Annotated in this window: 24 protein-coding genes and 1 pseudogene; 21 read left to right on the top strand and 4 right to left on the bottom strand. The window is 41.0% G+C overall.

All coding sequences use genetic code 11. The annotated features are described in order from the left end of the window. The first annotated feature begins 142 nt into the window (after positions 1 to 142). The 4 genes from TY49_RS16265 (at position 143) to TY49_RS16250 (ending at position 3,338) form a co-directional block, all read left to right on the top strand. Positions 143 to 844 (top strand): anthrax toxin lethal factor-related metalloendopeptidase, encoded by a 702-nt coding sequence (locus TY49_RS16265; RefSeq protein WP_041966960.1) that lies wholly within the window; start codon positions 143 to 145, stop codon positions 842 to 844. A gap of 315 nt (positions 845 to 1,159) precedes the next feature. Continuing rightward, positions 1,160 to 1,954 carry a thymidylate synthase gene (locus TY49_RS16260; RefSeq protein WP_041966959.1) on the top strand — a complete coding sequence of 265 codons (795 nt, stop codon included), beginning with the start codon at positions 1,160 to 1,162 and terminating at the stop codon, positions 1,952 to 1,954. Then, positions 1,951 to 2,439: a dihydrofolate reductase gene (locus tag TY49_RS16255; protein ID WP_041966958.1), complete on the top strand. Its 489-nt coding sequence runs from the start codon at positions 1,951 to 1,953 to the stop codon at positions 2,437 to 2,439. Before TY49_RS16260 ends, TY49_RS16255 begins: the two co-directional genes overlap by 4 nt. A 167-nt stretch (positions 2,440 to 2,606) precedes the next feature. After that, complete coding sequence (locus tag TY49_RS16250; protein ID WP_041966957.1) at positions 2,607 to 3,338, top strand: lysophospholipid acyltransferase family protein; 732 nt, start codon at positions 2,607 to 2,609, stop codon at positions 3,336 to 3,338. Between the two features lie 274 nt (positions 3,339 to 3,612). On the opposite strand, the gene TY49_RS16245 is transcribed toward TY49_RS16250, so the two are convergent. Continuing rightward, a complete protein-coding gene (locus TY49_RS16245) occupies positions 3,613 to 3,834 on the bottom strand; it encodes a hypothetical protein (RefSeq protein ID WP_041966956.1) in 222 nt (73 codons plus the stop codon). 159 nt (positions 3,835 to 3,993) lie between these two features. Here TY49_RS16245 and ilvA point away from each other — a divergent pair. The 10 genes and pseudogenes from ilvA (at position 3,994) to TY49_RS16195 (ending at position 13,361) form a co-directional block, all read left to right on the top strand. Then, positions 3,994 to 5,263, top strand: a pseudogene (gene ilvA / locus TY49_RS16240) (threonine ammonia-lyase IlvA). A gap of 172 nt (positions 5,264 to 5,435) precedes the next feature. Then, positions 5,436 to 5,639, top strand: coding sequence for a twin-arginine translocase TatA/TatE family subunit (locus TY49_RS16235; RefSeq protein ID WP_023627655.1), 204 nt, complete (start codon positions 5,436 to 5,438; stop codon positions 5,637 to 5,639). Positions 5,640 to 5,741: 102 nt separating this feature from the next. Further along, positions 5,742 to 6,515, top strand: coding sequence for a twin-arginine translocase subunit TatC (gene tatC / locus TY49_RS16230; protein WP_041966955.1), 774 nt, complete (start codon positions 5,742 to 5,744; stop codon positions 6,513 to 6,515). A gap of 257 nt (positions 6,516 to 6,772) precedes the next feature. Further along, positions 6,773 to 7,024: a DUF2535 family protein gene (locus TY49_RS16225; RefSeq protein ID WP_041966954.1), complete on the top strand. Its 252-nt coding sequence runs from the start codon at positions 6,773 to 6,775 to the stop codon at positions 7,022 to 7,024. A gap of 367 nt (positions 7,025 to 7,391) precedes the next feature. Beyond that, positions 7,392 to 8,234 carry a DegV family protein gene (locus TY49_RS16220; RefSeq protein ID WP_041966953.1) on the top strand — a complete coding sequence of 281 codons (843 nt, stop codon included), beginning with the start codon at positions 7,392 to 7,394 and terminating at the stop codon, positions 8,232 to 8,234. Between the two features lie 163 nt (positions 8,235 to 8,397). Then, positions 8,398 to 10,023 carry an ATP-binding protein gene (locus TY49_RS16215; RefSeq protein WP_041966952.1) on the top strand — a complete coding sequence of 542 codons (1,626 nt, stop codon included), beginning with the start codon at positions 8,398 to 8,400 and terminating at the stop codon, positions 10,021 to 10,023. 73 nt (positions 10,024 to 10,096) lie between these two features. Further along, entirely contained in the window at positions 10,097 to 11,071 is a 975-nt protein-coding gene (locus tag TY49_RS16210; RefSeq protein ID WP_198135637.1) for a nucleoside hydrolase, read from the top strand. A 98-nt stretch (positions 11,072 to 11,169) separates the two neighbouring features. After that, positions 11,170 to 11,754: an SCO family protein gene (locus TY49_RS16205; protein ID WP_156972707.1), complete on the top strand. Its 585-nt coding sequence runs from the start codon at positions 11,170 to 11,172 to the stop codon at positions 11,752 to 11,754. Between the two features lie 174 nt (positions 11,755 to 11,928). Beyond that, entirely contained in the window at positions 11,929 to 12,741 is an 813-nt protein-coding gene (locus TY49_RS16200; protein ID WP_041966950.1) for an SGNH/GDSL hydrolase family protein, read from the top strand. Positions 12,742 to 12,776: 35 nt separating this feature from the next. Further along, positions 12,777 to 13,361 carry a YpmS family protein gene (locus TY49_RS16195; RefSeq protein WP_041966949.1) on the top strand — a complete coding sequence of 195 codons (585 nt, stop codon included), beginning with the start codon at positions 12,777 to 12,779 and terminating at the stop codon, positions 13,359 to 13,361. 153 nt (positions 13,362 to 13,514) lie between these two features. On the opposite strand, the gene TY49_RS16190 is transcribed toward TY49_RS16195, so the two are convergent. Then, positions 13,515 to 14,276 carry a DUF4397 domain-containing protein gene (locus TY49_RS16190; protein WP_041966948.1) on the bottom strand — a complete coding sequence of 254 codons (762 nt, stop codon included), beginning with the start codon at positions 14,274 to 14,276 and terminating at the stop codon, positions 13,515 to 13,517. A gap of 354 nt (positions 14,277 to 14,630) precedes the next feature. Here TY49_RS16190 and rsgA point away from each other — a divergent pair, with 354 nt between their 5' ends. The 4 genes from rsgA to TY49_RS16170 all read left to right on the top strand — a co-directional run bounded on the left by rsgA (position 14,631) and on the right by TY49_RS16170 (position 17,357). After that, positions 14,631 to 15,680: a ribosome small subunit-dependent GTPase A gene (gene rsgA, locus TY49_RS16185; protein ID WP_041966995.1), complete on the top strand. Its 1,050-nt coding sequence runs from the start codon at positions 14,631 to 14,633 to the stop codon at positions 15,678 to 15,680. 146 nt (positions 15,681 to 15,826) lie between these two features. Then, entirely contained in the window at positions 15,827 to 16,366 is a 540-nt protein-coding gene (gene msrA, locus TY49_RS16180; protein ID WP_041966994.1) for a peptide-methionine (S)-S-oxide reductase MsrA, read from the top strand. Further along, complete coding sequence (gene msrB, locus TY49_RS16175; protein ID WP_041966993.1) at positions 16,366 to 16,800, top strand: peptide-methionine (R)-S-oxide reductase MsrB; 435 nt, start codon at positions 16,366 to 16,368, stop codon at positions 16,798 to 16,800. The genes msrA and msrB overlap by 1 nt, the downstream gene beginning before the upstream one ends. Before the next feature lie 56 nt (positions 16,801 to 16,856). Continuing rightward, complete coding sequence (locus TY49_RS16170) at positions 16,857 to 17,357, top strand: PTS sugar transporter subunit IIA (protein ID WP_041966947.1); 501 nt, start codon at positions 16,857 to 16,859, stop codon at positions 17,355 to 17,357. Positions 17,358 to 17,643: 286 nt separating this feature from the next. Here TY49_RS16170 and TY49_RS16160 read toward each other — a convergent pair whose 3' ends face one another. Both TY49_RS16160 and TY49_RS16155 read right to left on the bottom strand, forming a co-directional pair. Then, positions 17,644 to 18,237: a DUF502 domain-containing protein gene (locus TY49_RS16160; protein WP_041966945.1), complete on the bottom strand. Its 594-nt coding sequence runs from the start codon at positions 18,235 to 18,237 to the stop codon at positions 17,644 to 17,646. A 63-nt stretch (positions 18,238 to 18,300) separates the two neighbouring features. After that, positions 18,301 to 19,509, bottom strand: a complete 1,209-nt coding sequence (locus TY49_RS16155) for an SGNH/GDSL hydrolase family protein (RefSeq protein ID WP_198135635.1) — start codon at positions 19,507 to 19,509, stop codon at positions 18,301 to 18,303. 157 nt (positions 19,510 to 19,666) lie between these two features. Here TY49_RS16155 and TY49_RS16150 point away from each other — a divergent pair, with 157 nt between their 5' ends. From TY49_RS16150 to TY49_RS16140, 3 genes are all read left to right on the top strand, one after another. Continuing rightward, a complete protein-coding gene (locus TY49_RS16150) occupies positions 19,667 to 19,831 on the top strand; it encodes a YjcZ family sporulation protein (protein WP_084135517.1) in 165 nt (54 codons plus the stop codon). Between the two features lie 189 nt (positions 19,832 to 20,020). Further along, positions 20,021 to 21,487: an NAD(P)/FAD-dependent oxidoreductase gene (locus TY49_RS16145; RefSeq protein ID WP_041966943.1), complete on the top strand. Its 1,467-nt coding sequence runs from the start codon at positions 20,021 to 20,023 to the stop codon at positions 21,485 to 21,487. A gap of 64 nt (positions 21,488 to 21,551) precedes the next feature. Beyond that, on the top strand, positions 21,552 to 22,532 hold the full coding sequence (locus TY49_RS16140; protein ID WP_041966942.1) for a S66 family peptidase: 981 nt from the start codon (positions 21,552 to 21,554) through the stop codon (positions 22,530 to 22,532). The last annotated feature ends 147 nt before the right edge of the window (positions 22,533 to 22,679 follow it).

Raw genomic sequence — 22,679 nt, 5'->3', positions numbered from 1 at the left:
AGGCTTCCTAAAATTCTCAGTCAGCAGGCAAGCAGTCATATGTTATAATTTTAGTAGGTTACTATAGAGAATATCCTCAAAATTACAACTCATTCACCCATTTTACATCTTCAGTAATACACTTCAGGAAAGGGGATAAACAATGCGTAAAGTTTTTCAAATATTCGTTGTTATCGTACTTTCCTTTACACTGCTTGGCAGTTCCAATGCCAATATGGACGGCATTTTTCTATATGAATATCCTAAACAATCCCTATTATATGAATCCCTGCAGACGGAAAACGTCCTTCTTGCCGGTAAGTTGATTGTTCTGCCGGAAAATGACTTTGATCAAGGGGAAGCAGCGCAGATTATTAACAGGCTTATGCTCCTTCCTGATAGCATGATCCTTAAAGCGGTAGACAGCAATATTAAAGTGAAGTTATTTGAAGGCAGATTGACGGATAATCCAAGTGCCAGCCACTTAAAGGGGATTGTTCCGCGAGGTTATACATCTGAAAAGACCTGGGATCAGGTCCCAGGAATTGGAGGTTCAAGGACCGTTCTTGTGAAAATTGGCAGCAGTGAGAAAGGGAAGGGCCATGGATCTGTGAACCTAGAATTGCATGAACTCGCACATTCTCTTGACCGCCATGTTTATGACGGAATCAGGCATGAAGAAAGATTTTTGAAAATCTGGAAGAATGAAAGCAGGCTGCTCTTCCCAGGCCGGGCCTATTTCCTTGATTATCCTGAGGAATACTTTGCCGAAAGCTTTGCGATGTTCTATATTGGCGGACTGTCGGCAAAACTGCTTAAGGAAGCTGCACCGCAAACCTATCAATATATCGAAGGCCTTAAGTAGGCCTTTTTTGCCAGATAAGAAAGTATAAATTTCCACTTCGAGAATTGTCTAGCTGCAGCGCCTAGCCCCTCGAGTCGCTTCGATCCGCCCAATGAAGTCAAAGAACGACTTCACAGGTTGGGCCTCCAGCGGTTGTCGGGGCTGACCAAGGCGCTTGTGCTTTTCTGACTATTCTAATGTATCTTGGCAGGAAATACGGAATCCCATAGCAAAGTAATAAGAGAATTCAAAATAAGGGTATATCCTTCCACCATTATTGATTTATTTGCTAAAATAAGAAAAAGAAATCGAACGTTTTGAAGGGCAGGGAAATTCATGAAACAATATCTAGAACTTTGCGAACATGTCTTAAATACTGGTGTAAAAAAAGAGGATCGGACAGGTACTGGCACCATCAGTACTTTCGGCTATCAAATGCGCTTTAATCTCCAAGATGGATTTCCGCTGCTAACAACCAAAAAACTACACTTAAGATCAATCATCCATGAACTTCTATGGTTCCTGAATGGTGATACAAACGTGAAATACCTGCAGGAAAATGGGGTGCGCATCTGGAATGAATGGGCAGATGAAAATGGAGAATTGGGCCCGGTCTATGGCAGCCAATGGCGTTCATGGACAGGTGCAAATGGAGATACGGTAGACCAGATTTCAGAGTTGATTCATACAATTAAAACTAATCCTGATTCGAGAAGGATGATTGTCAATGCCTGGAATGTGGCTGAAATCGATAAAATGGCCTTGCCTCCATGTCATTGCATGTTTCAGTTTTATGTAGCTGATGGCAAGCTTTCCTGCCAGCTGTACCAAAGATCGGCTGATGTGTTCCTGGGCGTGCCATTCAACATCGCTTCCTATGCTTTACTGACCTTAATGGTCGCTCATGTCTGCGATCTTGAGCCTGGTGAGTTCGTTCATACTTTCGGGGATACACATATTTACTCGAACCACGTGGAGCAGGTTAAACTGCAGCTTACCCGGGATCCTAAGCCATTGCCACAAATGAAAATCAACCCTGAAGTCAAATCAATATTTGATTTTAAATATGAAGACTTCGAGTTGGTTAATTATGAAGCGCATCCGCATATCAAAGGGGCTGTCAGTGTATGATATCATTAATATGGGCAATGGATGAAAATCGAGTCATCGGATACCATAACCAGCTCCCCTGGAGGCTTCCGGAGGACTTGAAGTTCTTTAAGCGTGTGACGATAGGACATCCGATTGCCATGGGAAGGAAAACATATGATTCGATCGGAAAGCCTCTTCCAGGCAGAGAAAATATCGTTATTACACGTGATGATAATTACGATCCAGAGGGCTGTACAGTGATGCATTCAATTGAGGAAATGTTAGCCTATGCCGCTAAGAATCAATCTGAAGAAATTTTCGTCATCGGCGGTGCGGAAATATTCAAAGAAGTCCTTCAGCATGCAGACAAGCTGTACCTTACGATGATTCATCATCAGTTTGAAGGAGATACGTTTTTCCCGGTGTTCGACATTGATAAGTGGGAGCTCGAATCCAGGGAAATCGGACTAAGAGATGAAAAAAACCCCTATGATTACGAATTTTTGATTTATAAGCGGAAGTAATGCCAAGCAGTCCAGATTTGGACTGCTTTTTTTATGTGGAATTTTTAATATTCGCGGCATGAAATAAATAAATTATCCGAAGTGATCTTTAATAAATTAATTGAAGTATATAGTCTTGAGTGATCTAATCCATTATAATGACAACAGAATAACATTAGGAGGATCCAATGCTTCGATTAATTGCGTGTTTTTTGTATATGGGTGGCTATCTTGTTTACACCATCCCCAGACTATCCAGATTAAAAAGATTGCCTGAAGATTTGAAACCAGATATTAAAAAGCAACTTATTCATGATACACCAAAAAAGTGGGCGAAAACTTTCATGACACTGACAGGATCGCAGGTAGAGGTAGAAGGACTTCATCATATACCTGAAGGTCCGGTGCTGTTTGCCAGTAACCATGAGGGTAACTTTGACATACCTGTACTTATAGGCGCGATTGAAAAACCTTTTGGGTTCATTTCGAAAATTGAAGTGAAGAAGGTCCCGGTTTTATCTTCCTGGATGGAAGCCATTGATTGCGTCTTTATTGACCGGAAGAATCGTGACAAAGCTGCTGGCTCAATTATGTCAGGAGTGGAACTTTTAAAGAAAGGAAATTCACTTGTGATTTTTCCGGAAGGAACGAGAAGTAAAGGTGGTCCTGTAGGCCTTTTTAAAGCAGGAGGCTTCCGTCTTGCGAAAGATTCTGGTGTTCCGATAGTACCGATTTCAATCCTGGGCACGGCTGATGTATTTGAAAAAAATGGCCGTCTTGTCAAACCTGCAAAAATAAAAGTAACAATTAGTCCGCCGGTTTACAGCCGGCAATATAAGGATAAAGAGCTGATTTCCCTTGCGGAAGAAATAAGGGATACGATCCTTCAATCCCGAAATGAAAAAAGGATAGCCTCATAATCATCCTATAAGGCTCTTTGCTCAAACTTTGTTGCTATTGAATACAAAATGGGAGGGAATTACCTATATTCCTTCGTAAAGTTGACGCTTCTTATGAGAAAAGAGCATGCAAACTTAATACCGACCTGCAAAATGGGTATATATTACGTTAAATCGGCTTTAGGATTTTAAAAACATTTTTTACGAAAACAGCCTTCATTAAAATGTCAACAGCCCCTGCTTATCGCAGGGGCTGTTCGTTTTTAGAAAATGGCTGGATGACGTTATGGAGTTGTTATTCGAATTGTGCCAGGCTTTTCATCATTTGGGTGAATTCTGCGGGTATGCAAAAATCATCTGGTTTAAAGTTGTCGCGAATCCACTTTACCATTTCCAGTGGACTATTGAAGTACTCTCCGCTTGTATCACTTTTGCGAATCATGTAGCGGCCGTTATCCTCATCAAGTGTGACCTCTACCGGTAAAGCTCCGTCATAACTGTTTAATGAAAATTCCATTTCATTCCCTCCAGCGTATTTTCGTTATTATATGTTATTTTACTACCATTCTATTCAACATGAAAGCCTAAAATTTTAAATATTTAAAAAATTCAATACATAAAGATATTTCATGTTATAATGGAAAAATTAATATTTTGCAAAGTGAGGGTGACATAAATGAAACAAGAAACAGTGAAGAAAAAATGGGTGAGTGTAGAGGATATCCTTATTGCTTATCGGCATCTTAAAGAGGTTGTTGCCCACACTCCATTGCAATTGAACCAGCGATTATCTGAAAAATATGAAGCTGATATTTATTTGAAGCGTGAGGATCTGCAGCATGTCCGCTCTTTCAAGCTGAGGGGCGCTTATTATTCAATGAAGTTATTGTGGGAAGAAGGGCTTGATAATGGAGTGGTTTGTGCGAGTGCAGGCAATCATGCTCAAGGTGTAGCATATGCTTGCCGGCAGCTTGGAGTGAACGGAAAAATTTTTATGCCGGCGACAACGCCTGGCCAAAAAAATCAGCCAGGTCGAAATGTTCGGGCGAGAGTTCGTCGACATCATCCTGGTCGGTGATACCTTCGATGATTCTTTCCGTGAGGCGCGGGAGTGTGCTGAAAAAGAAGGAAGGGAATTCATCCACCCATTCGATGATGAAAAAGTTATTGCCGGACAGGGAACCGTTGCGGTGGAGATCTTGAATGATTGTCAGGATTCTGTTGACTATATCATCGCTAGTATTGGTGGCGGCGGCTTGATGGCAGGATTGGGTACATATATAAAAAGCGTATCACCGACCACCAGGCTAGTTGGAGTTGAGCCTAGCGGTGCAGCCTCCATGAGGGCTGCTTTTGACCAAAATAGTGTTATTCCCCTAAAGGAAATTGATACATTCGTAGATGGAGCAGCTGTAAAATGTGTTGGCAGTAAGACATATGAAATTTGCAAGGAAAATGTCGATAGACTAGTTGCAGTTCCAGAAGGGAAAGTGTGTTCATCTATCCTTGAACTATATAATGAGCATGCAATTGTAACTGAACCGGCAGGAGCTTTGCCGATTGCTGCCCTGGACCTTCTCGGTGATGAGATAAAAGGAAAGTCAGTTGTATGTGTTGTAAGCGGAGGCAACAATGATATCAGCAGGATGCAGGAGATTAAGGAAAAGTCGCTGCTCCATGAAGGTTTGCTGCATTACTTTATTGTCAATTTTCCACAGCGTGCGGGTGCGTTGCGTGAATTCCTTGATGATGTACTTGGACCTGGGGATGACATCACCAGGTTTGAGTACACAAAGAAAAATAATAAAGAAAGCGGGCCCGCTCTTGTCGGAATTGAATTAAAGAGTAAGCATGATTACCAGAGACTGATCGCCAGTATGGAGAATAAGGGTTTCGCCTTCATGGAATTGAATAAGGACAATCAGTTGTTTAATTTACTGGTATAATATTAATAATAGATAATTAAGGATAGATGTTATAGAATAAGAAATGTCACACTTAGTTAGATTACGTAGACCTTTGTGAATTTCTTATGAACTTTCACGGGATTCCTCCACTTAGGGGAGTAAAAGTACTATAATCATAGTAGATTTACAATTTGAAAAAGGAGATGTTGATATGTTATCAAACATCGGAGTTCCTGGATTAATCTTAATCCTTGTCTTAGCCCTAATTATCTTTGGACCAAAGAAGCTTCCAGAGATCGGACGTGCATTTGGACAGACGCTTCGTGAATTCAAGAAGTCAACTCGTGAATTGACAAGCGACGTCATGGAAGATTTTGAAGAAGAAAAGAAGGAAATTACGAAAGTTACTAAATAAGGTGTAAGATGCTTTTGTCTTACACCTTTTTTCTTAAAAGGCTTGTAAATGACAGGCTTTATTCAAGAAATGCACCAAACGGAATTGGCAGGGGATTGTTATATGGACGATAAAGAATTAAATCTGGTGGATCATCTCGATGAGCTGCGGAAAAGGCTGATCATCTCGGCTGTAGCATTCATTATTTTCTTTGGCATAGGCTTCTTCTATGTTAAAGATATATATAACTTTTTTGTCCGGGATTTGGACGTAAAGTTAATAGTCTTAGGTCCAAGTGATATCGTATGGATTTACTTCATGCTTGCCACCATCATCGCGATTGCTGGTACGATTCCTGTATTGGCCACACAGATTTGGCTTTTTGTCAAACCAGCACTCAGGCCGATTGAAAGGAAAATATCACTTTCGTATATCCCGGCGTTATTCATACTATTCATCGTTGGTCTTGCTTTTGGCTACTTTGTGATTTTTCCGACGGTTCTGAATTTCCTCGTGGAACTTAGCGGGGATATGCTTGTAACGAACTTTACGGCGGAAAAGTATTTCAAGTTCATCATGAATATGACCCTCCCATTTGGAGTTCTGTTCGAATTGCCGGTTGTCGTCATGTTTTTGACTTCGCTGGGAGTCATTAATCCTTACGTCCTGGTTAAGGTAAGAAAGTATGCTTACTTTATATTGATTGTGATTTCAGTCATCATTTCACCGCCTGATTTCATGTCAGATATCCTGGTTACGATTCCGCTTCTGGTTTTGTATGAAATCAGCGTAAACTTGTCCAAATTTGTTTACAAACGGAAGCTCAAGAAGGAAAAAGAATGGCAAGAGCAATACGGGGATATGGACGAGGATAGCGAAGAGGAATCATCCTTGTAATAAAGGATATGGATCAAGATACAAAACAAGTATAAACAGTTATTCAAACGTGTGGAATTTCCACGCGTTTTTTTGTAATCAAAACCGAATCATTTCTTTTAAGCACCCTATTGAATATTTGAAAAGCATGAAGATTAATACGTTATCTGGAAGCAAAAAAATCACAAAAAAAAAATTATTATCTCCGTAAACAGACACATTTCGACCAGGATTTAGGGTATAATATATTCAAACGGGTATAAAAGAGGATTGATATTTTGTTATTCAAAAGCCTGGAGTTCAAAAATGTTGTTGGACAGAAGGTTAAAGTCGTGGATATTCCTGTGTTGGAAGAAGAGAGCACCTATTATTTTATGATCCAAGTCCGTTTGCAAACTTTTATAACAGCGATCTATCAGGAAAGAAACGCAAAAATGTATTATTCTTTTAAAGAGTATCTAAAAAGAGTTATGAAGTGGCCGGATTATGAGCAGTTATTCAAATCGGCTGAGTTGAAAAATAACGCCTGATGATTCATTTTTGAAGCGCCTCGAAAAAGGCGCTTTTGTTCTTTTATAAGAATGTATAAGCTTCTAGATTCAAATCAGTGTCCAGCTCCAGCGCCTAGCCCCTCGAGTCGCTTCGGTCCTGTCAATGAAGTCAAAGAACGACTTCACTGTCAGGTCCTCCAGCGCTTGTCGGGGCTGACCAAGGCGCTTGCGCTTTTCTTATTTTTTACGGAGTTAATTTATAGCCTAACCAATCCGGATGTATTCTATAGTTACTAAAATTCTAGCATTCTAAGACAAATTACAATAATGAATGTAAATATTTTTATTTGCATTTCAAAATAGGTATAATAGTCATAATCTAGTGTTTTGATAGGGATGTGAATTTATGGCTAAAATCAAAATTGTAACTGATTCTACTTGTGATTTGAATGATAAGCTCATTGAAAAGTGGGGGATTATCGTTGTCCCTTTATCTATTTCTATCAATGGTAAAAATTATTTAGATAGAGTGGATATTAGTCCAAAAGAGTTCATGGGAAAAATGAAAGCTTCTTCAGAATTGCCAAAGAGCTCGCAGCCGCCTGCCGGGGAATTCTTGAAGGTATATGACGCGCTGGCCGCGGATGGTTATGAAATCATATCGATACATATGACAGGCGGTATGAGCGGTACAGTGCGTTCTGCTGAAAGTGCCGCCCAGATGACAAGAGCAAAGGTAAATGTGGTTGATTCCCGCTTTATTTCGAAGGGTTTGGCGTTCCAGGTTCTTGAAGCTGCCCAAATGGCCGCTGACGGAAAATCGGCGGAAGAAATAGTAGCAAGGCTAGATGAGATAAGAGAACAGACCCGCCTTTTTGTCGTCGTAGATACCCTTGAAAATTTGGTCAAGGGAGGACGGATTGGCAAAGGAAAAGCGATGATCGGCTCATTATTGAATATAAAACCGATCGCATCTCTCGAAGGTGGAGAATATACTCCTGTCTCTAAAGCAAGAAGTCATTCGCAAGTCGTAAAGTACCTTAGAAATCAATTTGCTGCAGATACAGAGGGGAAAACCATCAAAGGGATAGGGCTTACCCATGCAGAGGGAAAAGGTCTCGCTGAGAAAATAAAGGAAGCCGTCATTGAAACTTCCGGATATGATGACTTTACTATCGAAGATACGACTCCAATTGTAAGCACCCACACGGGACCGGGCGCTATTGGGTTCATGTATTACTTTGAATAGCTTAATATGAAATATCGTTCAAGTCCTGAATTGTAAAATTTCAGGACTTTTTTCGTTCTTTTTAACTAACTAAAGTTTTTTAAAAATACAGGATATTTAAAGGTTTATGTCGAATATTTTCAATTATTCACTTTAGCATAGAACGGAATGTGACAATGAAAATATGAAGCTAAATGTAAAGAACCTGCCATTATTCAAAAAGATACTAATGTTCTCATTTATGATCACAACGGTCGTAGTCGTATCGACAATGGGTACGAGCTTCTACCTGCAGTCAAAACAATTGAAAACTCAAATGGCTGACAAGGTTGAAGGAGTCGCAGGAATTTGGTCATCTACACTTGACCCTGAGGATATTAGAAAGGCTGATGAATCCCGGGATAAGTCAAATCCTTCAATCAGGCGACTTGAGAAGCTTTTGACTATGGTGGGAGACAAAAGTGCGTCATTCCTTGGGGCTTATGTTATGCTGCCTGAAGAATATCCAAATCAGAAAGTTTACATCCTTTCAGCATCTGATATTTATAGGGATTACTCATTCGATTCCCTGATGTACTATGATGCAGGTGAAGAATTTATAAGAGCATATCGGAAAACAAGGGAAAATAAGACTATAACGAGTACAGATGTATTCACTGATCAATACGGTTCTTGGATTTCATCCTTCGCCCCAATTACAGATAACAGTGGAAATGTGGTGGCCATTCTTGGGATAGATGCAAAGGCATCCATCATCAAGGAAAATCAAATGGAAATACTCTTGCTGTTATTATTGGAGATGGCGGCCATCCTGGCTGTTGTGTATGTAATCCTGCATTGGGGCCTAAGGAAGGTCATGAAACCAGTAGATGACTTGTTTTTTGGCATAAAGGAAATCAGTTCCGGAAATTTTACCGTCAAGCTGCCTGTGCATGATCAATCAGAGTTAAGTTTATTGAGCGAAAAATTCAATGAGATGGCTTCCCAGCTCTCCCAACTATTTGAGAGGGTATCAGCTGCATCAAAGCAACTGGGTCAAACATCCCTGGAGGATAAGGAGTCGCTTTTATTAGAGGAAGCGATCAACACAATGGAGGATATATTTGAACGTACAAAACTTCAGCAGGAGCTTCAGCGTGCCGAGAAAATGAACGCGATAGGCCAGCTGGCTGCCTCTGTTGCCCATGAAATCAGAAATCCTATGACTGTTGTGAAAGGTTTTCTGCAAATTTTCCTTTCTAAAGAGATGTCTGAAGAAGATCATATGTATTTAAAACTTATGATTGAAGAATTGAACAGGGCGGAGACAATCATAAATGACTACTTGAGTCTAGCCAAGCCGGATATTGGAAAGCTTGTAATCATCGATGGCAGTGAGATGACGGAGCAGGTAATGGATTTAATGAGTTCTTACGCTATGATGTCAAAAAACATTTCTATGCACACTGAAATCAAGAATCAGGTAAAAATAAGGGGCAATAAAAGTGAATTAAAACAAGTACTCATCAATATCTTGAAAAATGGCATCGAGGCGATGGGTGATGGTGGAAAGCTTAGCATGACACTTGAGAAGCAAGGAGATTTCGGTGTATTTGTCATCAAGGATACGGGCATCGGGATGACCGCGGAGGAGCTTTCAAGACTTGGAACGGCTTTTTATTCGTTGAAGGAACGCGGAACAGGCATGGGGCTGATGGTTTGCTACCAGATTGTTGAAAGGATGAAAGGGCAGATAAAGGTATCAAGCAAAAAAGGTGAAGGCACCACCTTTGAGATAATGGTCCCAATATTTACAGAAAGCCCTGAGTAAAATTCAGGGCTTTTTAAATTTTTGCCATTATTTTCAAAGGCCTCAATATAATTTAAACAGGAGGTGCCCGAACTTGATGAAAAAAGTACTTTTCTTTAGTGATTTTGGGATAGATGACAATATTGCTGTATTATATGCGTTTTTTAACAAGGAAATAGATTTGGTTGGTGTAGTTGCCGATTACGGCAATGTTTCAAAACAAGATGCCCTTCGAAATGCCGCTTATTTGCAAAAGCTTACAGGGAGACCTGATGTTCCAGCTTTTGCAGGTGCAGAACTGCCATTGACAGGAGATCCGCCTGAATATGTGCCTGACGTCCACGGCATTGAAGGGCTCGGACCAATCATCCCTGATATTGATGTGGATTACACTCTTGAAAACTTCCATGGGATCCAGGAAATCATCGAAAAAAATCCGGATGATATCATTATAGTGAATGTAGGCAGGCTTTCATCGCTTGCGGCTGCTTTCATTCTCTATCCTGAAACCATGAAAAAAGTAAAGGATTTTTACATTATGGGCGGTGCATTCAACGAACCTGGAAATGTTACTCCAGTGGCTGAAGCGAATTTTTATGGAGATCCATATGCAGCGAATATTGTATTGACGCAAGCGAAACAACCCGTGAAAATCATCCCGCTTAATGTGACAAGTGGAGCGATCGTGACACCGGCGTTGATCAATGAGTTAGATGAGCATTACCATACTATCGGTAGTGAAGTAGGAAAGCTGGTGAAGCCAATGTTCGATTATTACTACAAGTTTTATAAGGAGCGGGATCCTGAATTGACGGGTGCCCCTCTTCACGATGTTCTTACATTATGGGCATTGATAAAAGAAGACCATGTTGTTTCCCTTGAAATTCCTGTTAAAATTGTTGTGAATAAAGGTGAGGCATTTGGACAGAGCATCGGGGATTTCAGGAATTCAATTGATAAAGCCGAATATCCAGTTCATAAAGTAGCTATTAACTTCAGTTATACAGAGTTCATTAAAGATTTCTTCACAACGATGAAAAATTCACAAGTCCACAATGGCACAGGGTAAATGATGATAATTTCACACTTCTTTCATACCTTTTTCTTTCTTCTCTCAAATGCGTCTGCTAGAATTGTCTATGGACATTATTCGAAAGATTGCAGGTGATGATTTTGAAAAAGGTTTTTACGCTTCTCATGCTTGCAGCAGTAATCATTTTCGCTGCGGGGTGTGGAAACAGCGGCCTAAAGGATGCGAAGAATTATCCTATCGAGGATTTTACTTTCACGAATCAAGATGGTGAATCAGTAAGTAAAGCGGATTTAGAAGGAAAAGTCTGGATGGCGAGCTTTATATTCACGAACTGTGCTGATGTGTGCCCGCCAATGACGGCCAATATGTCGAAGCTTCAGGACAGGATCAAAGAAGAAGGGCTTAAGGACGTGGAGATTGTTTCTTTCAGTGTAGATCCTGCTGTGGACAATCCTGAGGCACTTAAGGAGTATGGCAAGAAGTTCAATGTTGATTTCAAGAACTGGTCGTTCCTTACAGGTTATACACAAGAGGAAATAGAAAAATTCGCGCTTGAAAACTTTAAGACTCTTGTCAAGAAACCGGAGACTGGGGATCAGGTCATTCATGGTACTGATTTTTATCTGGTCGATCAAAACGGGGATATGAGGAAATATTATACCGGATTGAAGGAAGTTCCTTTCGAACAGATAATTGAAGATATCAAAGCACTCCAGTAGGCCACATTTGTGGCCTGTTTTTTTGGGTCGGGGAATAAGTGTCACCAGTTTGAACAAATTAAATTAACAATCGGGAGAAAGCCGAAAAGGATTGAAGGCTAGTAATGCGTGTATAACGCCAGAAAAAGCATTAAATGTTATAATGATTATACTTTTAAAGGTAGGTGATTAATATTGTTGAAGAAATTCACCTTTCTTTATGTAGCACTGACAATGATCATGATATTAGGATCCTGCAGTCAGTTTGAAAATTTGCAAAAAGGGAACTTCAATAAGGTCAAGGAAACGGGAATGGAAATAAAGGAAGCGTTGCCGGCTTCATTTTTCCCAAAGGATTTGCATATTGTGGCTGCCGGGGACTCACTCACACAGGGTGTAGGGGACAGTACGAATACAGGCGGATATATCCCATACCTTACACAGCAGCTTGAAAATGAAAAGACAATTAAAAATGCGAATTTCGAAAATTTTGGTGTAAGAGGAAATAGGACTGACCAGCTTTTGAAAAGACTGAATAACAAAAATGTCCAATCTTCTATTGAAGGAGCCGACCTGATCATATTAACGATCGGCGGGAATGATTTAATGAAGGTTGTCAAAGAAAATTTTTCAAGTCTCAAGCTAAATCATTTTCAAACAGAACAAAAATTGTTCGCAGAGCAGCTGCAGGAAATTTTCTTGTCAATTCGCAACCAAAACCAAGAAGCTCCGATCGTTTTAGTCGGGCTCTACAATCCATTTTACAACTGGTTTGCTGATGTTAAGGAAATGAATCTAATTGTGGATGAATGGAACGGTCAAAGCCTTTCAATAGTCGAGAAGGACGGAAATGCATATTTTGTCGACATTCATGATATTTTCCTTAATAATGAAGAAAACCTGTTATATACTGATTATTTTCACCCAAATGACCGTGGATACCAATTAATAGCTGATCGGATTTATGAAATCCTTGATGAACAGGTCATTGATTCGATGTCTAACTAAGGTCAAAAGATTGTGAAGAGGAGTTACAAAGATTAATGATAAAAAATAAGTGGAAAATCGGTTTCTTTATTCTTTTGGGTGTCATGGCTGCAGCCATCCTGTTAATTTGGATCCTCATAGCCTCACCAGTGGAGGAATCAAAATTAGAGCCAGGGACGAATGGCTCTGGAACGAATGATGTTGCTTTTAATGTATCGACAAACAAACGTGATTTAAACAGAGTAATCAACCATTACTTAGAAGAGGAAGCAAAAAATAGTCAGATGGACTATCAAGTTTTGCTGACAGATGAGGTAGAATTATATGGGACGCTGCCGCTCTTCAGTCAAGAGCTGGAGTTGAAGCTGACCTTTGAACCGCAAGCTTTGAAGAATGGTGATTTAATTTTAAAGCAGAGATCAATTTCAGTGGGGAAACTCAATCTTCCTGTATCAACGGTACTTAAATTTGTCCGTGACAGCTACGATTTGCCGGATGCTGTAAATATCCAGCCAAAGGAAGAACGAGTATACGTATCTATGCATAGGCTGAAGCTGAAAAGTGATATCAAGGTCCGTGTAAATGAATTTGATTTGAAAAAGGACAATATTAAATTTACCCTGCTTGTTCCAGCAGATTAAGAAGGTACTCTTTAGGGTGCCTTCTTTTTATTTTATGCGCTTATCAAGGTATGGAACTGTTATTACAGTGAGGTATATTTAGCTGGAAAAGGATAGATAGGACCATAAAATGACCAGTTTGCAGAAAAAAGTCAGGCCGGGCGACCGGCCTCATTATCCTTGCAATAAAATTACTTCAATTGGCGGTTCGCCTTTAGCAGTGCCCACCGCGACGATTGTGTAGGCATTGTTTGGCTCCAATTTCACATCAGGAATTGTAACAACCGTATTCTTAGTACCGGCAACTTTTGCTTCTAACGTAACGGTCATTGGGGTCAGGGCCAAATAAGTTGTTGCCTGTTTATATGATACGTTCGGGAAAATTACATCTCCATTTTTTCCTGCGATATCTACAGCAGGTGCGTCCGGGGAAAGGTGAATAAACCTGGCCTTAGTTTCTCCTACCGGTGTTTGCGGGTTGTCTTCAAATGTTAGCAGTCTTAACTTATTGGCTGGCCCGGCAATGGCAGCTGTATAAATCCGCCCAGGTTCGACCGTAATCTTTTTGCTGATTACAGTAGAAACGCTATCTCCTGCAGGATAGATATCGACCTGATATTTCCCCGGCTGTAACTGCATGTGGCTGCTGTTCGTTTTATAACTGAAGTCGCGGAGCACTCTGCTGCCGTTTACATAAATATCGACGTCATCCACCTCCGGGGAAGCATGCAAAAAACGCACCATGGATGGTAATGTGTTCGATTGACTGGTCGGTACTGTATAAGAGCGCATTAACTGGACAGCCTTATTTAAATTCCTCAGGTGCTTGTGGTAATACATGACGTGCCTATTTGGGTCAAGGTATTTATAATAATTAGCCAATAAATCATACATGGCTGCTTTGTGCAGGTAATCATTCTGGTTCCTAATGGACATACCCCTCACTCCTAATTTTATTGAATGCTCAAATGTAAAATATGCAAATTGGGCGCAATAGGTGCGAGACAGCTTCGGTGGTTATATTAAAAAATTTGAATTTAAGCTTTACATGAGGAATGTTTTTCCATATACTATAATTAACTTAACGAGAGGCAGGTGGAGTGCAATGAGCAGAATGTTAAATGTATTGACGATGTCGATTACTTGTTGCACGGCCCCTTAACCTAAGCGGATCAAACGACTATTAGTCTTTTTTCTCCATGCTTATGAACCACGGGCTGTGCGTGCCTGTGGTTTTTATTTTTAGCATGATGGAGGAAAAATGAATTGAAGAATTTTGAAAATATCGGAATGACAGCTGAATTGAGCAGCCAGTTTAATGAATATTATCCTATTGGATTCAAGCTCGGCAGGGTAGCGTTAGAGCATAAGCATAGTTACAGGGTATGGCTCGAAGATGGAGAATACCTGTGCACTTTAGCTGGCAAATTAACATTTGATGCAATCAGTCGTGAAGACCTGCCGGCAGTTGGTGACTGGGTTGCCGTACAAACTTCCCCAGGGGAAATGCGTGGAATAATCAAGGGGATCTTGCCGCGTAAAAGCAAGTTTTCCAGAAAGGCTGCTGGGCAGGTTACCGAGGAGCAAATTGTCGCAGCGAATGTTGATACAGTGTTCATCGTAAATTCACTTAATGATGATTTGAATCTGAGAAGAATTGAACGATACCTGCTGCTTGCCTGGGAAAGTGGTTCAAACCCTGTCATCATTTTGAGCAAAGCCGATTTAGTGACAGATTTAAAAGCGAAGATGGATCAAGTTTCATCAGTGGCTATCGGGGTACCTGTAATTGCAGTGAGTGTTCTAGAGGGAACGGGGACCGAGGAAGTTCGACCCTATCTTGCACCAGGTAAAACAGTGGCCTTAATTGGATCGTCAGGAGTCGGCAAGTCTAGTCTTGTCAATTACTTCACAGGATTTGAAAAGCAGCTGGTCCAGGAGATTAGGGAAAGTGATGATAAGGGTAAGCATACTACGACTCATCGGGAAATGGTTTTGCTTCCTGGAGGAGCGATACTAATAGACACACCAGGAATGAGGGAAATTCAGCTTTGGTCAAGTGAGGAAGGAATCATCGAGAGCTTCGCGGATATTGAGCAATATGCGGATGGATGCAAATTTCGTGATTGCAGTCATAAGAACGAACCAGGCTGTGCAGTTTGGTCAGCGATCAGCAATGGCCTTCTTGATGAAAACAGGCTTTTGAGCTATAAAAAGCTGCAAAAAGAGCTTGCCTATATTGACAGGAAGCTGGATAAAAAGGCGCAAGCCGAAGAAAAAAAGCACTGGAAAAACATCAATAAAGAAATCCGTCACAATGCAAAGTACAAACGAAAATAATGAACAGCCCCTTCTCTGGAAGGGGCTGTTGCTGTTTAAGGGTTCTCAATGTGTTTTTTGCTTTAAAAGATATACAATAGGGAATAAGTATTTGAGTAGGGTGTTTTTTCGTTTATCCAAGGCTTGAAAGAAGAGGTGTCAATATGATGAAAAAAAAGGATCATGAGCTTGCGACATTTGCCGGCGGCTGTTTCTGGTGTATGGTCAAGCCGTTTGATGAGCAGCCGGGGATTGTCAGCGTTGTTTCCGGCTACACGGGAGGCACGACTGAGAATCCTACTTATGAGCAGGTTTGCAGCGAGACAACCGGACATTATGAAGCAGTACAAATCACATTCGATCCAGATATCTTTCCTTATGAAAAACTGCTGCAGCTATACTGGCAGCAAATAGATCCAACCGATCCCGGAGGTCAGTTTTACGACAGGGGGCAGTCATACCAAACTGCGATTTTTTATCATAATGAAGGGCAAAGACAGTTAGCGGAAGAATCGAAAAAGAAGCTTGGGGAAAGCGGGGTATTTAAAAAGCCAATCGTAACTCCAATTCTGCCAGCCAAACCATTTTATCCTGCAGAGACATACCATCAGGGTTATTATAAGAAAAATCCAGAAAGATATAATGCTTATCATGTTGGTTCAGGACGTTCAGCTTTTATCAAGAATCATTGGGAGGAAAAGAAATGATGAAAAAAGATCCAGAGGAGTTAAAGAAGAAATTGACTCCCATGCAGTATGAGGTTACGCAAAATAACGGAACAGAACCGCCGTTCAGGAATGAATATTGGAATGACCTAAGAGAGGGAATATATGTCGATGTCGTCTCAGGCAAGGCATTATTTAGTTCCAGGGATAAATATGATGCCGGATGCGGCTGGCCGAGCTTCACTAAGCCGATTATGGATGAAGAAGTAATCGAAAAACAAGACACGAGCCATTTTATGGTCAGAACTGAAGTACGGAGCAAAACAGCAGATTCTCATTTGGGCCACGTGTTTGATGATGGCCCGGGAGAGAATGGTTTGCGGTATTGCATTAATTCGGCTGCATTGAGGTTTGTTTCGAAAGAAAAAATGGAAGAGGAAGGGTATGGAGAATACCTCAAGTTGTTCCAGGGTTAATCAAAGGATTAACCAAAGGGTTAATCATAGCTCTTAAAATGGAAGGAATGATTATTATGTTTAAAAAGTTATTCGGAAAAAAAGAAGAACCTATAAAAACAATTCAGCTGGTAGCACCAATGATGGGGAAGGCAGTAAATTTAAGTGCAGTTCCGGATCCTGTTTTTTCTGAAAAAATGATGGGGGACGGATTGGCAATCGAACCGTCTGAGGGAGTTGTGGTATCACCGATTGATGGTGAAATAATGCAGGTGTTCCCGACTAAGCACGCGGTCGGAATCAGGGCGAAAAACGGAGCAGAGATACTGATTCATATTGGGTTGGAGACTGTTTCCCTCAAGGGAGAAGGCTTCGAAACGCATGTGAAGCAAGGTGATACAGTCAAGGCTGGGGAAAGGCTAGTGACCTTTGATATGGAAATCATCAGCGAAAAGGCAAAGAGTACGGTAACACCAGTCATTATAACCAACACAGATCAAGCTGCCTCATTGAAGGTTTTAACAGAAGGCAATGTAGAAAAGGGTGCGACACCCATCCTTGAGGTGACGTTTGAATAGTGGAGACACAGTTTTCGGGATGCTCGGCAGAAAGAAGATCACCCGAAAACAACCATAAAGGCAAAATGAAAACAGCCGCTGATTCAGCGGCTGTTTTCATTAGGCTCCTTTTTCAAACTTTGTTGCTATTGAATACAAAATTGGATGAATTACCCATATTCCTTCGTAAAGTTGCCGCTTCTTATGAGAAAAGAGCATGAAAATTTATTACCGACCTGCAAAATGGGTATATATTACGTTAAAATCGGCTTTAGGATTTTAACTACAATTTTTACGAAAACATCCTTTAATTAACAGTCTTTTGTCCATTAGACGAAGTCATTCCGCCAGAGAGGATAAATTTCATTGCATCTTCTGGCTTGACATCAATGATTTCCACCTCGGTCTTGGGGATCAGGAAAGTGAACCCTGCCACCTGAAACGTTTGAGGCACGTAGACAGCAACATGCTCTGATAATGGCTCGTGGAATGCCTTCAGGTTTTCTGTAGTAATGAAGCCGAGGCTCTTCATATTGGTACCAGGAATCGTAACCAAAGCGACCTTGGAAAACGACTTTTTCTCGCCAAGGAAGGAGTGGACCGTATCCTTTATAACGGAATAAACCGTCTTTACGAAAGGGGTTTTATCCAATAGCCTGTCAATTAGCTTGATGATACTTCCGGTGATGAATCGGGTGGACAACCATCCCAGAATGGTGATAAGGACAAGGGTCGTCAGAAGGCCGATACCCGGAATGTATCTTTCTTGCAAATATGGCTTCAGAACATTACCAAGAAGGCTGTCCAAAAACATGAATGTTTTATAAATGACATAGATAACGAGAATGATGGGGACTATTGTCAGGATCCCATTAATGAAATTCTTCAGTACACTTTTCATAGTAAACTCCTTATTCAAAACATATGGAAGTATCATACACTTTTTAACATGATTTTTCTATGATTAATTTTTCTTATCCTTAGCGACGATAATCGATGAAACCTGGATGATTGAATTATCACTCGTGTTGTTTGGAGAGGGGGTTTCTACTGCTTCAAACCGGACAGTGTGATGTCCCTTATCCAGGCCGCTTGCGATATAAAGATACCTTTCACGAGTAAAAGGCCACCAGGTGGAAAGTGTCCTGACATATTCCCCGTCAATATAAACCTTCAGCGTTCCCCCGTCCAGGCTTCGAACGGCATTTACCCCAAGAATGGGGCCTTCGAATTCGTACTCTAGATAATCCTCAGGTCTTTTGCTTATATTTATTCCATTTTCACTCCTGAATCCTTTGCGTGCAGTTACTAGCTTTTTTTCATATAGGTATAAAGTTTGATCCCTGGTTAAGGGCTTTGGCAGACTGGCAATCTCGGCATCTATCTCGATATTATTTTTAATCAGTTCAAGTATGGAGGCAGCGTACAACTGATATCCCCTGCCATTAGGATGGACCATATCAGTGGTTAGCTGCTCTGTGAGCATTCCTGATTGCTTGAAGGGAATGCGCATGTCCAGTGTCTTTGCTCCGTAATGGGTGGAAACTCTTTCAATCGAATCAGCAAATTGTTCTTGTTTTAACGGACTTTCAATGATGGTGACGATTTCTGAGCCAGGGTAACGCTCCTTTGCATCACGGATCAATTTTTCATAAAAAAAAGTAAACTGTTCGGAATCCATGTATTTACGGTCATTTTCGCCAAAAACAATAAAGATGAGATCAATGTCCCGGAACTTCGGCGACTTTTGCAGTTTGTAAATTCCTTCAAAGGAGGTTGCTCCACTCTGGACGAGCATATTTCTTCTTGCCCGCGATCCGCTGAAATCCTTAAGAAGCATCTCTAGCTGGCTGTACCAGCGCAAATCCTTATTCTCTGCTCCTGCACCCCGGCCAATGCTGTCTCCGATTATCAAATAATTAAACGATGACCCAGAGGCGATTTTTTCATAAACTGTTATATCCTTGGAAAGGTAATGCTCTGACTTTATCGCTAAAAAAGAAATGACTGCGGCGGTAATGAAAAATATACTGTAAATTTTTTTAGTGCTGAGTTTCATTCTTGTTGGGATCCCTCCGGAAAATAAGATCTCTATTTCCATTTTAGACGCTTTTTCTGAATCATTGAAATAAAATTTTTCTTCTTGCGATATTATAAGGACTTTAGCGGACATCCACATCCTCGTTCAAAGAGCATTTTTAAAAATCTAGAAATTTCAAAAAATAGGCTAATGCACAAACGGGTCAAGTACCCATATCATACCGTAAAGGGAAAGCAATTCAAAAACAAACGAGGAGTGATTTTGAATGTACGGATATGATAATGCCCCTATGCCTGTTCAAGGAGTTCAAGGTGTTCAAGGTACTTTCTGCGGCGGAGGTTATCCTTATGCAGGAGTGGCAGGTGCTGGTTACGGATACGGCGGTTTTGCATTGATCGTTGTATTGTTCATTTTGTTAATCATCATTGGTGCATGCTGCAGCTATAACTGGTAAAAACCAAAACCGAGATAAAATAACTTGAGAGGTTGCCTGACAGAGGCAGCCTCTTATTTTGCCTTTCTTAAATACGAACGTTTTATAATATTTATTAATTTATAGTTCGTGATTATGGTTGACTCCCTTACTTTCATTTGTTATATTTACCAATGGTTAAGCAAAAAACTGATTGGCGGGGGATGCTGAATGAATACAAACTATGATGTGATTGTCGTTGGAGCAGGTCCGGCAGGTATTTTTACTTGTTATGAACTATCGTTGAAGATGCCTGATGCGAATGTCTTGCTAGTTGATAAAGGCCACGATATTTATCGGAGGAACTGCCCGATTTTGCAAAAGAAGATTGAAAAATGTCCGCCAGCAGCAGGGAAGAAGGATTTTGCAGGGTGTCTCCCGGCATGTTCGATTACCAATGGATTTGGCGGTGCCGGTGCCTATTCTGATGGGAAGTTCAATATTACAAGTGAATTCGGCGGATGGATGACGGATTACCTTCCTGATTCAAAAGTGGTCGAATTAATTAAATACGTAGATGAAATCAATCTCAAGCATGGTGCAACTGAAAGCATAACTGACCCGATGACAGATAAGGTACGTGAAATTGAGAGAAGGGGCTATGCTGCAGGATTGAAGCTGCTTAGAGCACAGGTACGCCATCTTGGCACTGAACAGAATCTCGAGATTTTAAAAAACATTTTTGAGTACTTAAAAGAAAAGGTGGATATGGCGTTCAAGACAGAAATCGAGGATTTGATTACAGAAAAGACGCCGGAAGGCCATAGAGTCACAGGTGTTGAGCTTAAGAACGGCGAGAAAATTTTCGCTGAGAAAGTTGTAGTTGCGCCTGGTCGTGATGGCTCTAAATGGCTGACACAGCTTATGAAAAAAAGAAGGCTAAAGATGATTAATAACCAGGTCGATATTGGTGTTCGTGTTGAAACTTCCAATGTCGTCATGGAGGAAATAAACGAACATTTATATGAAGGTAAATTCATTTTCAATACTTCTGTGGGGACCAGTGTGAGAACATTCTGCAGCAATCCATCTGGACATGTTGTAGTCGAGAACCATTCTGGAATCATGCTTGCTAATGGCCATGCCTACAAAGATCCTAATCTTGGAAGCAGCAATACCAATTTTGCTTTGCTTGTATCACATACATTTTCTGAGCCATTCGATAAGCCGAATGAATATGCCCATGAAATCTCCAGGCTGGCGAACAGCCTATCAAATGGCGGCCTGATTGTGCAGAAATACGGTGATATTTTAAAAGGGCGAAGGTCAACGGAAAAAAGGATTAAAGAAGGATTCCTGGAACCCTCTATGAAGGAGGCTGTGCCTGGAGATTTAGGACTTGTCCTTCCATATAACACGCTCAAGAGTTTGATCGAGATGACCGAAGCGCTCAACCAGGTTACTCCTGGTCTGGCTTCAGACCATACTTTGTTCTATGGAGTAGAGGCGAAATTCTATTCCGCAAGGCCAAAGTTGAATGACAAGTTCGAGACTGAAATTAGTGGCTTGTATGTTGGAGGGGACGGTGCCGGAATCACGAGAGGACTGGCACAGGCTAGCGCATGCGGAGTATGGATTGCGACCGACATAATCGAAAAATCGAGGACTGGCCGGAAACCGGAGCCTGCACTGGTTTAAAGATGCTTACACTTATCCCTTTCTTTGTTAAAATAAACCTATATACAGAGAAGGCGGGGAGAGTATGTTTGCACCTAAACTAGTGCCAGGGGATGAAATAAGAGTAATCGCACCTGCGACGAGCATGATCATTTTAAAAGAAGCACAGGTCGATTTGGCTGTTGAAAGATTGAATAATCTGGGCTTCAATGTGACATTCGGGAAGAACGCAGATACGCATGATGAGTTTTTTAGTTCTTCTATTGAAGAAAGAATCGAAGACTTGCATGACGCTTTTGCAGATCCGAATGTAAAAGGGATTCTTACTGCGATTGGCGGTTATAATTCCAATCAGCTACTAAAATATATAGACTTCGACCTGATTGCTGCTAATCCGAAGATTTTTTGCGGTTACAGTGACATTACAGCGTTGCAGCTGGCAATTTATAAGAAAACTGGCCTCGTAACCTATTCAGGGCCCCATTTCTCGAGCTTCGGCGTGAAGCATGGACTTGATTATACGATGGAATCGTTTCTGCAGGCAGTAACAAATGATGCTCCATATGAGGTTGTTCCATCTGAAACGTGGTCTGACGATGCCTGGTATCTTGACCAGGAAAATCGGACATTTCACGAACAAAATGGCTACCTGATTCTCCAGGAAGGTGAAGCCGAGGGGAAACTGATCGGCGGAAATCTCTGTACGATGAACCTGCTTCAGGGTACAGAATTCATGCCTTCCCTGAAGGATAGCATCCTGTTCATTGAGGATGATGAGGAAAGCCATTCCAGGAGCTTTGACAGGGACCTGCAATCTTTGCTGCATCTTCCGGATGCTGACTCGATAAAGGCTCTTTTGATTGGCCGTTTCCAAAAGAACTCCAATATTACTGAAGAGGCATTAAGAAAGATCATTTCCAGTAAGGAAGAACTGCGGAATATACCAATCATCGCAAATGTCAACATTGGCCATGTCCAGCCATTTGTGACGCTGCCAATCGGGGCAATCGCTACAGTAAAAGCAGCTGATGGACAAACTGAAATATTTATTGAACAAGAAGAATAGGGTTTTAAAAACTTTATGACACCTTTAATGGGTGTCTTTTTTTCTGCCTGGATTTGCAGATTTTGTATCAAGAAAAAAACGGAGAGAATAGCTGTCCGAAATAGGTGCAGGTCCGGCCAAAACGGCCGGCGGAAGAACAGGTTTTGT

The sequence above is a fragment of the Mesobacillus selenatarsenatis SF-1 genome (genome assembly GCF_000813125.1).
GTDB lineage: Bacteria > Bacillota > Bacilli > Bacillales > Cytobacillaceae > Mesobacillus > Mesobacillus selenatarsenatis.
This window is presented reverse-complemented; position numbering and strand designations above follow the sequence as displayed.

Excerpts from the sequence above, each read along its gene's own strand:
- rsgA (WP_041966995.1), top strand. The coding sequence starts at position 14,631 with ATGACAGCTGAATTGAGCAGCCAGTTTAATGAATATTATCCTATTGGA.
- TY49_RS16190 (WP_041966948.1), bottom strand. The coding sequence starts at position 14,276 with ATGTCCATTAGGAACCAGAATGATTACCTGCACAAAGCAGCCATGTAT.
- TY49_RS16150 (WP_084135517.1), top strand. The coding sequence starts at position 19,667 with ATGCCTGTTCAAGGAGTTCAAGGTGTTCAAGGTACTTTCTGCGGCGGA.
- TY49_RS16145 (WP_041966943.1), top strand. The coding sequence starts at position 20,021 with ATGAATACAAACTATGATGTGATTGTCGTTGGAGCAGGTCCGGCAGGT.
- TY49_RS16160 (WP_041966945.1), bottom strand. The coding sequence starts at position 18,237 with ATGAAAAGTGTACTGAAGAATTTCATTAATGGGATCCTGACAATAGTC.
- TY49_RS16215 (WP_041966952.1), top strand. The coding sequence starts at position 8,398 with ATGAAGCTAAATGTAAAGAACCTGCCATTATTCAAAAAGATACTAATG.
- TY49_RS16265 (WP_041966960.1), top strand. The coding sequence starts at position 143 with ATGCGTAAAGTTTTTCAAATATTCGTTGTTATCGTACTTTCCTTTACA.
- TY49_RS16260 (WP_041966959.1), top strand. The coding sequence starts at position 1,160 with ATGAAACAATATCTAGAACTTTGCGAACATGTCTTAAATACTGGTGTA.
- tatC (WP_041966955.1), top strand. The coding sequence starts at position 5,742 with ATGGACGATAAAGAATTAAATCTGGTGGATCATCTCGATGAGCTGCGG.
- TY49_RS16140 (WP_041966942.1), top strand. The coding sequence starts at position 21,552 with ATGTTTGCACCTAAACTAGTGCCAGGGGATGAAATAAGAGTAATCGCA.
- TY49_RS16195 (WP_041966949.1), top strand. The coding sequence starts at position 12,777 with ATGATAAAAAATAAGTGGAAAATCGGTTTCTTTATTCTTTTGGGTGTC.
- TY49_RS16245 (WP_041966956.1), bottom strand. The coding sequence starts at position 3,834 with ATGGAATTTTCATTAAACAGTTATGACGGAGCTTTACCGGTAGAGGTC.
- TY49_RS16220 (WP_041966953.1), top strand. The coding sequence starts at position 7,392 with ATGGCTAAAATCAAAATTGTAACTGATTCTACTTGTGATTTGAATGAT.
- msrA (WP_041966994.1), top strand. The coding sequence starts at position 15,827 with ATGAAAAAAAAGGATCATGAGCTTGCGACATTTGCCGGCGGCTGTTTC.
- TY49_RS16155 (WP_198135635.1), bottom strand. The coding sequence starts at position 19,509 with ATGTCCGCTAAAGTCCTTATAATATCGCAAGAAGAAAAATTTTATTTC.
- TY49_RS16235 (WP_023627655.1), top strand. The coding sequence starts at position 5,436 with ATGTTATCAAACATCGGAGTTCCTGGATTAATCTTAATCCTTGTCTTA.
- TY49_RS16170 (WP_041966947.1), top strand. The coding sequence starts at position 16,857 with ATGTTTAAAAAGTTATTCGGAAAAAAAGAAGAACCTATAAAAACAATT.
- TY49_RS16255 (WP_041966958.1), top strand. The coding sequence starts at position 1,951 with ATGATATCATTAATATGGGCAATGGATGAAAATCGAGTCATCGGATAC.
- TY49_RS16205 (WP_156972707.1), top strand. The coding sequence starts at position 11,170 with ATGATTTTGAAAAAGGTTTTTACGCTTCTCATGCTTGCAGCAGTAATC.
- TY49_RS16250 (WP_041966957.1), top strand. The coding sequence starts at position 2,607 with ATGCTTCGATTAATTGCGTGTTTTTTGTATATGGGTGGCTATCTTGTT.
- msrB (WP_041966993.1), top strand. The coding sequence starts at position 16,366 with ATGAAAAAAGATCCAGAGGAGTTAAAGAAGAAATTGACTCCCATGCAG.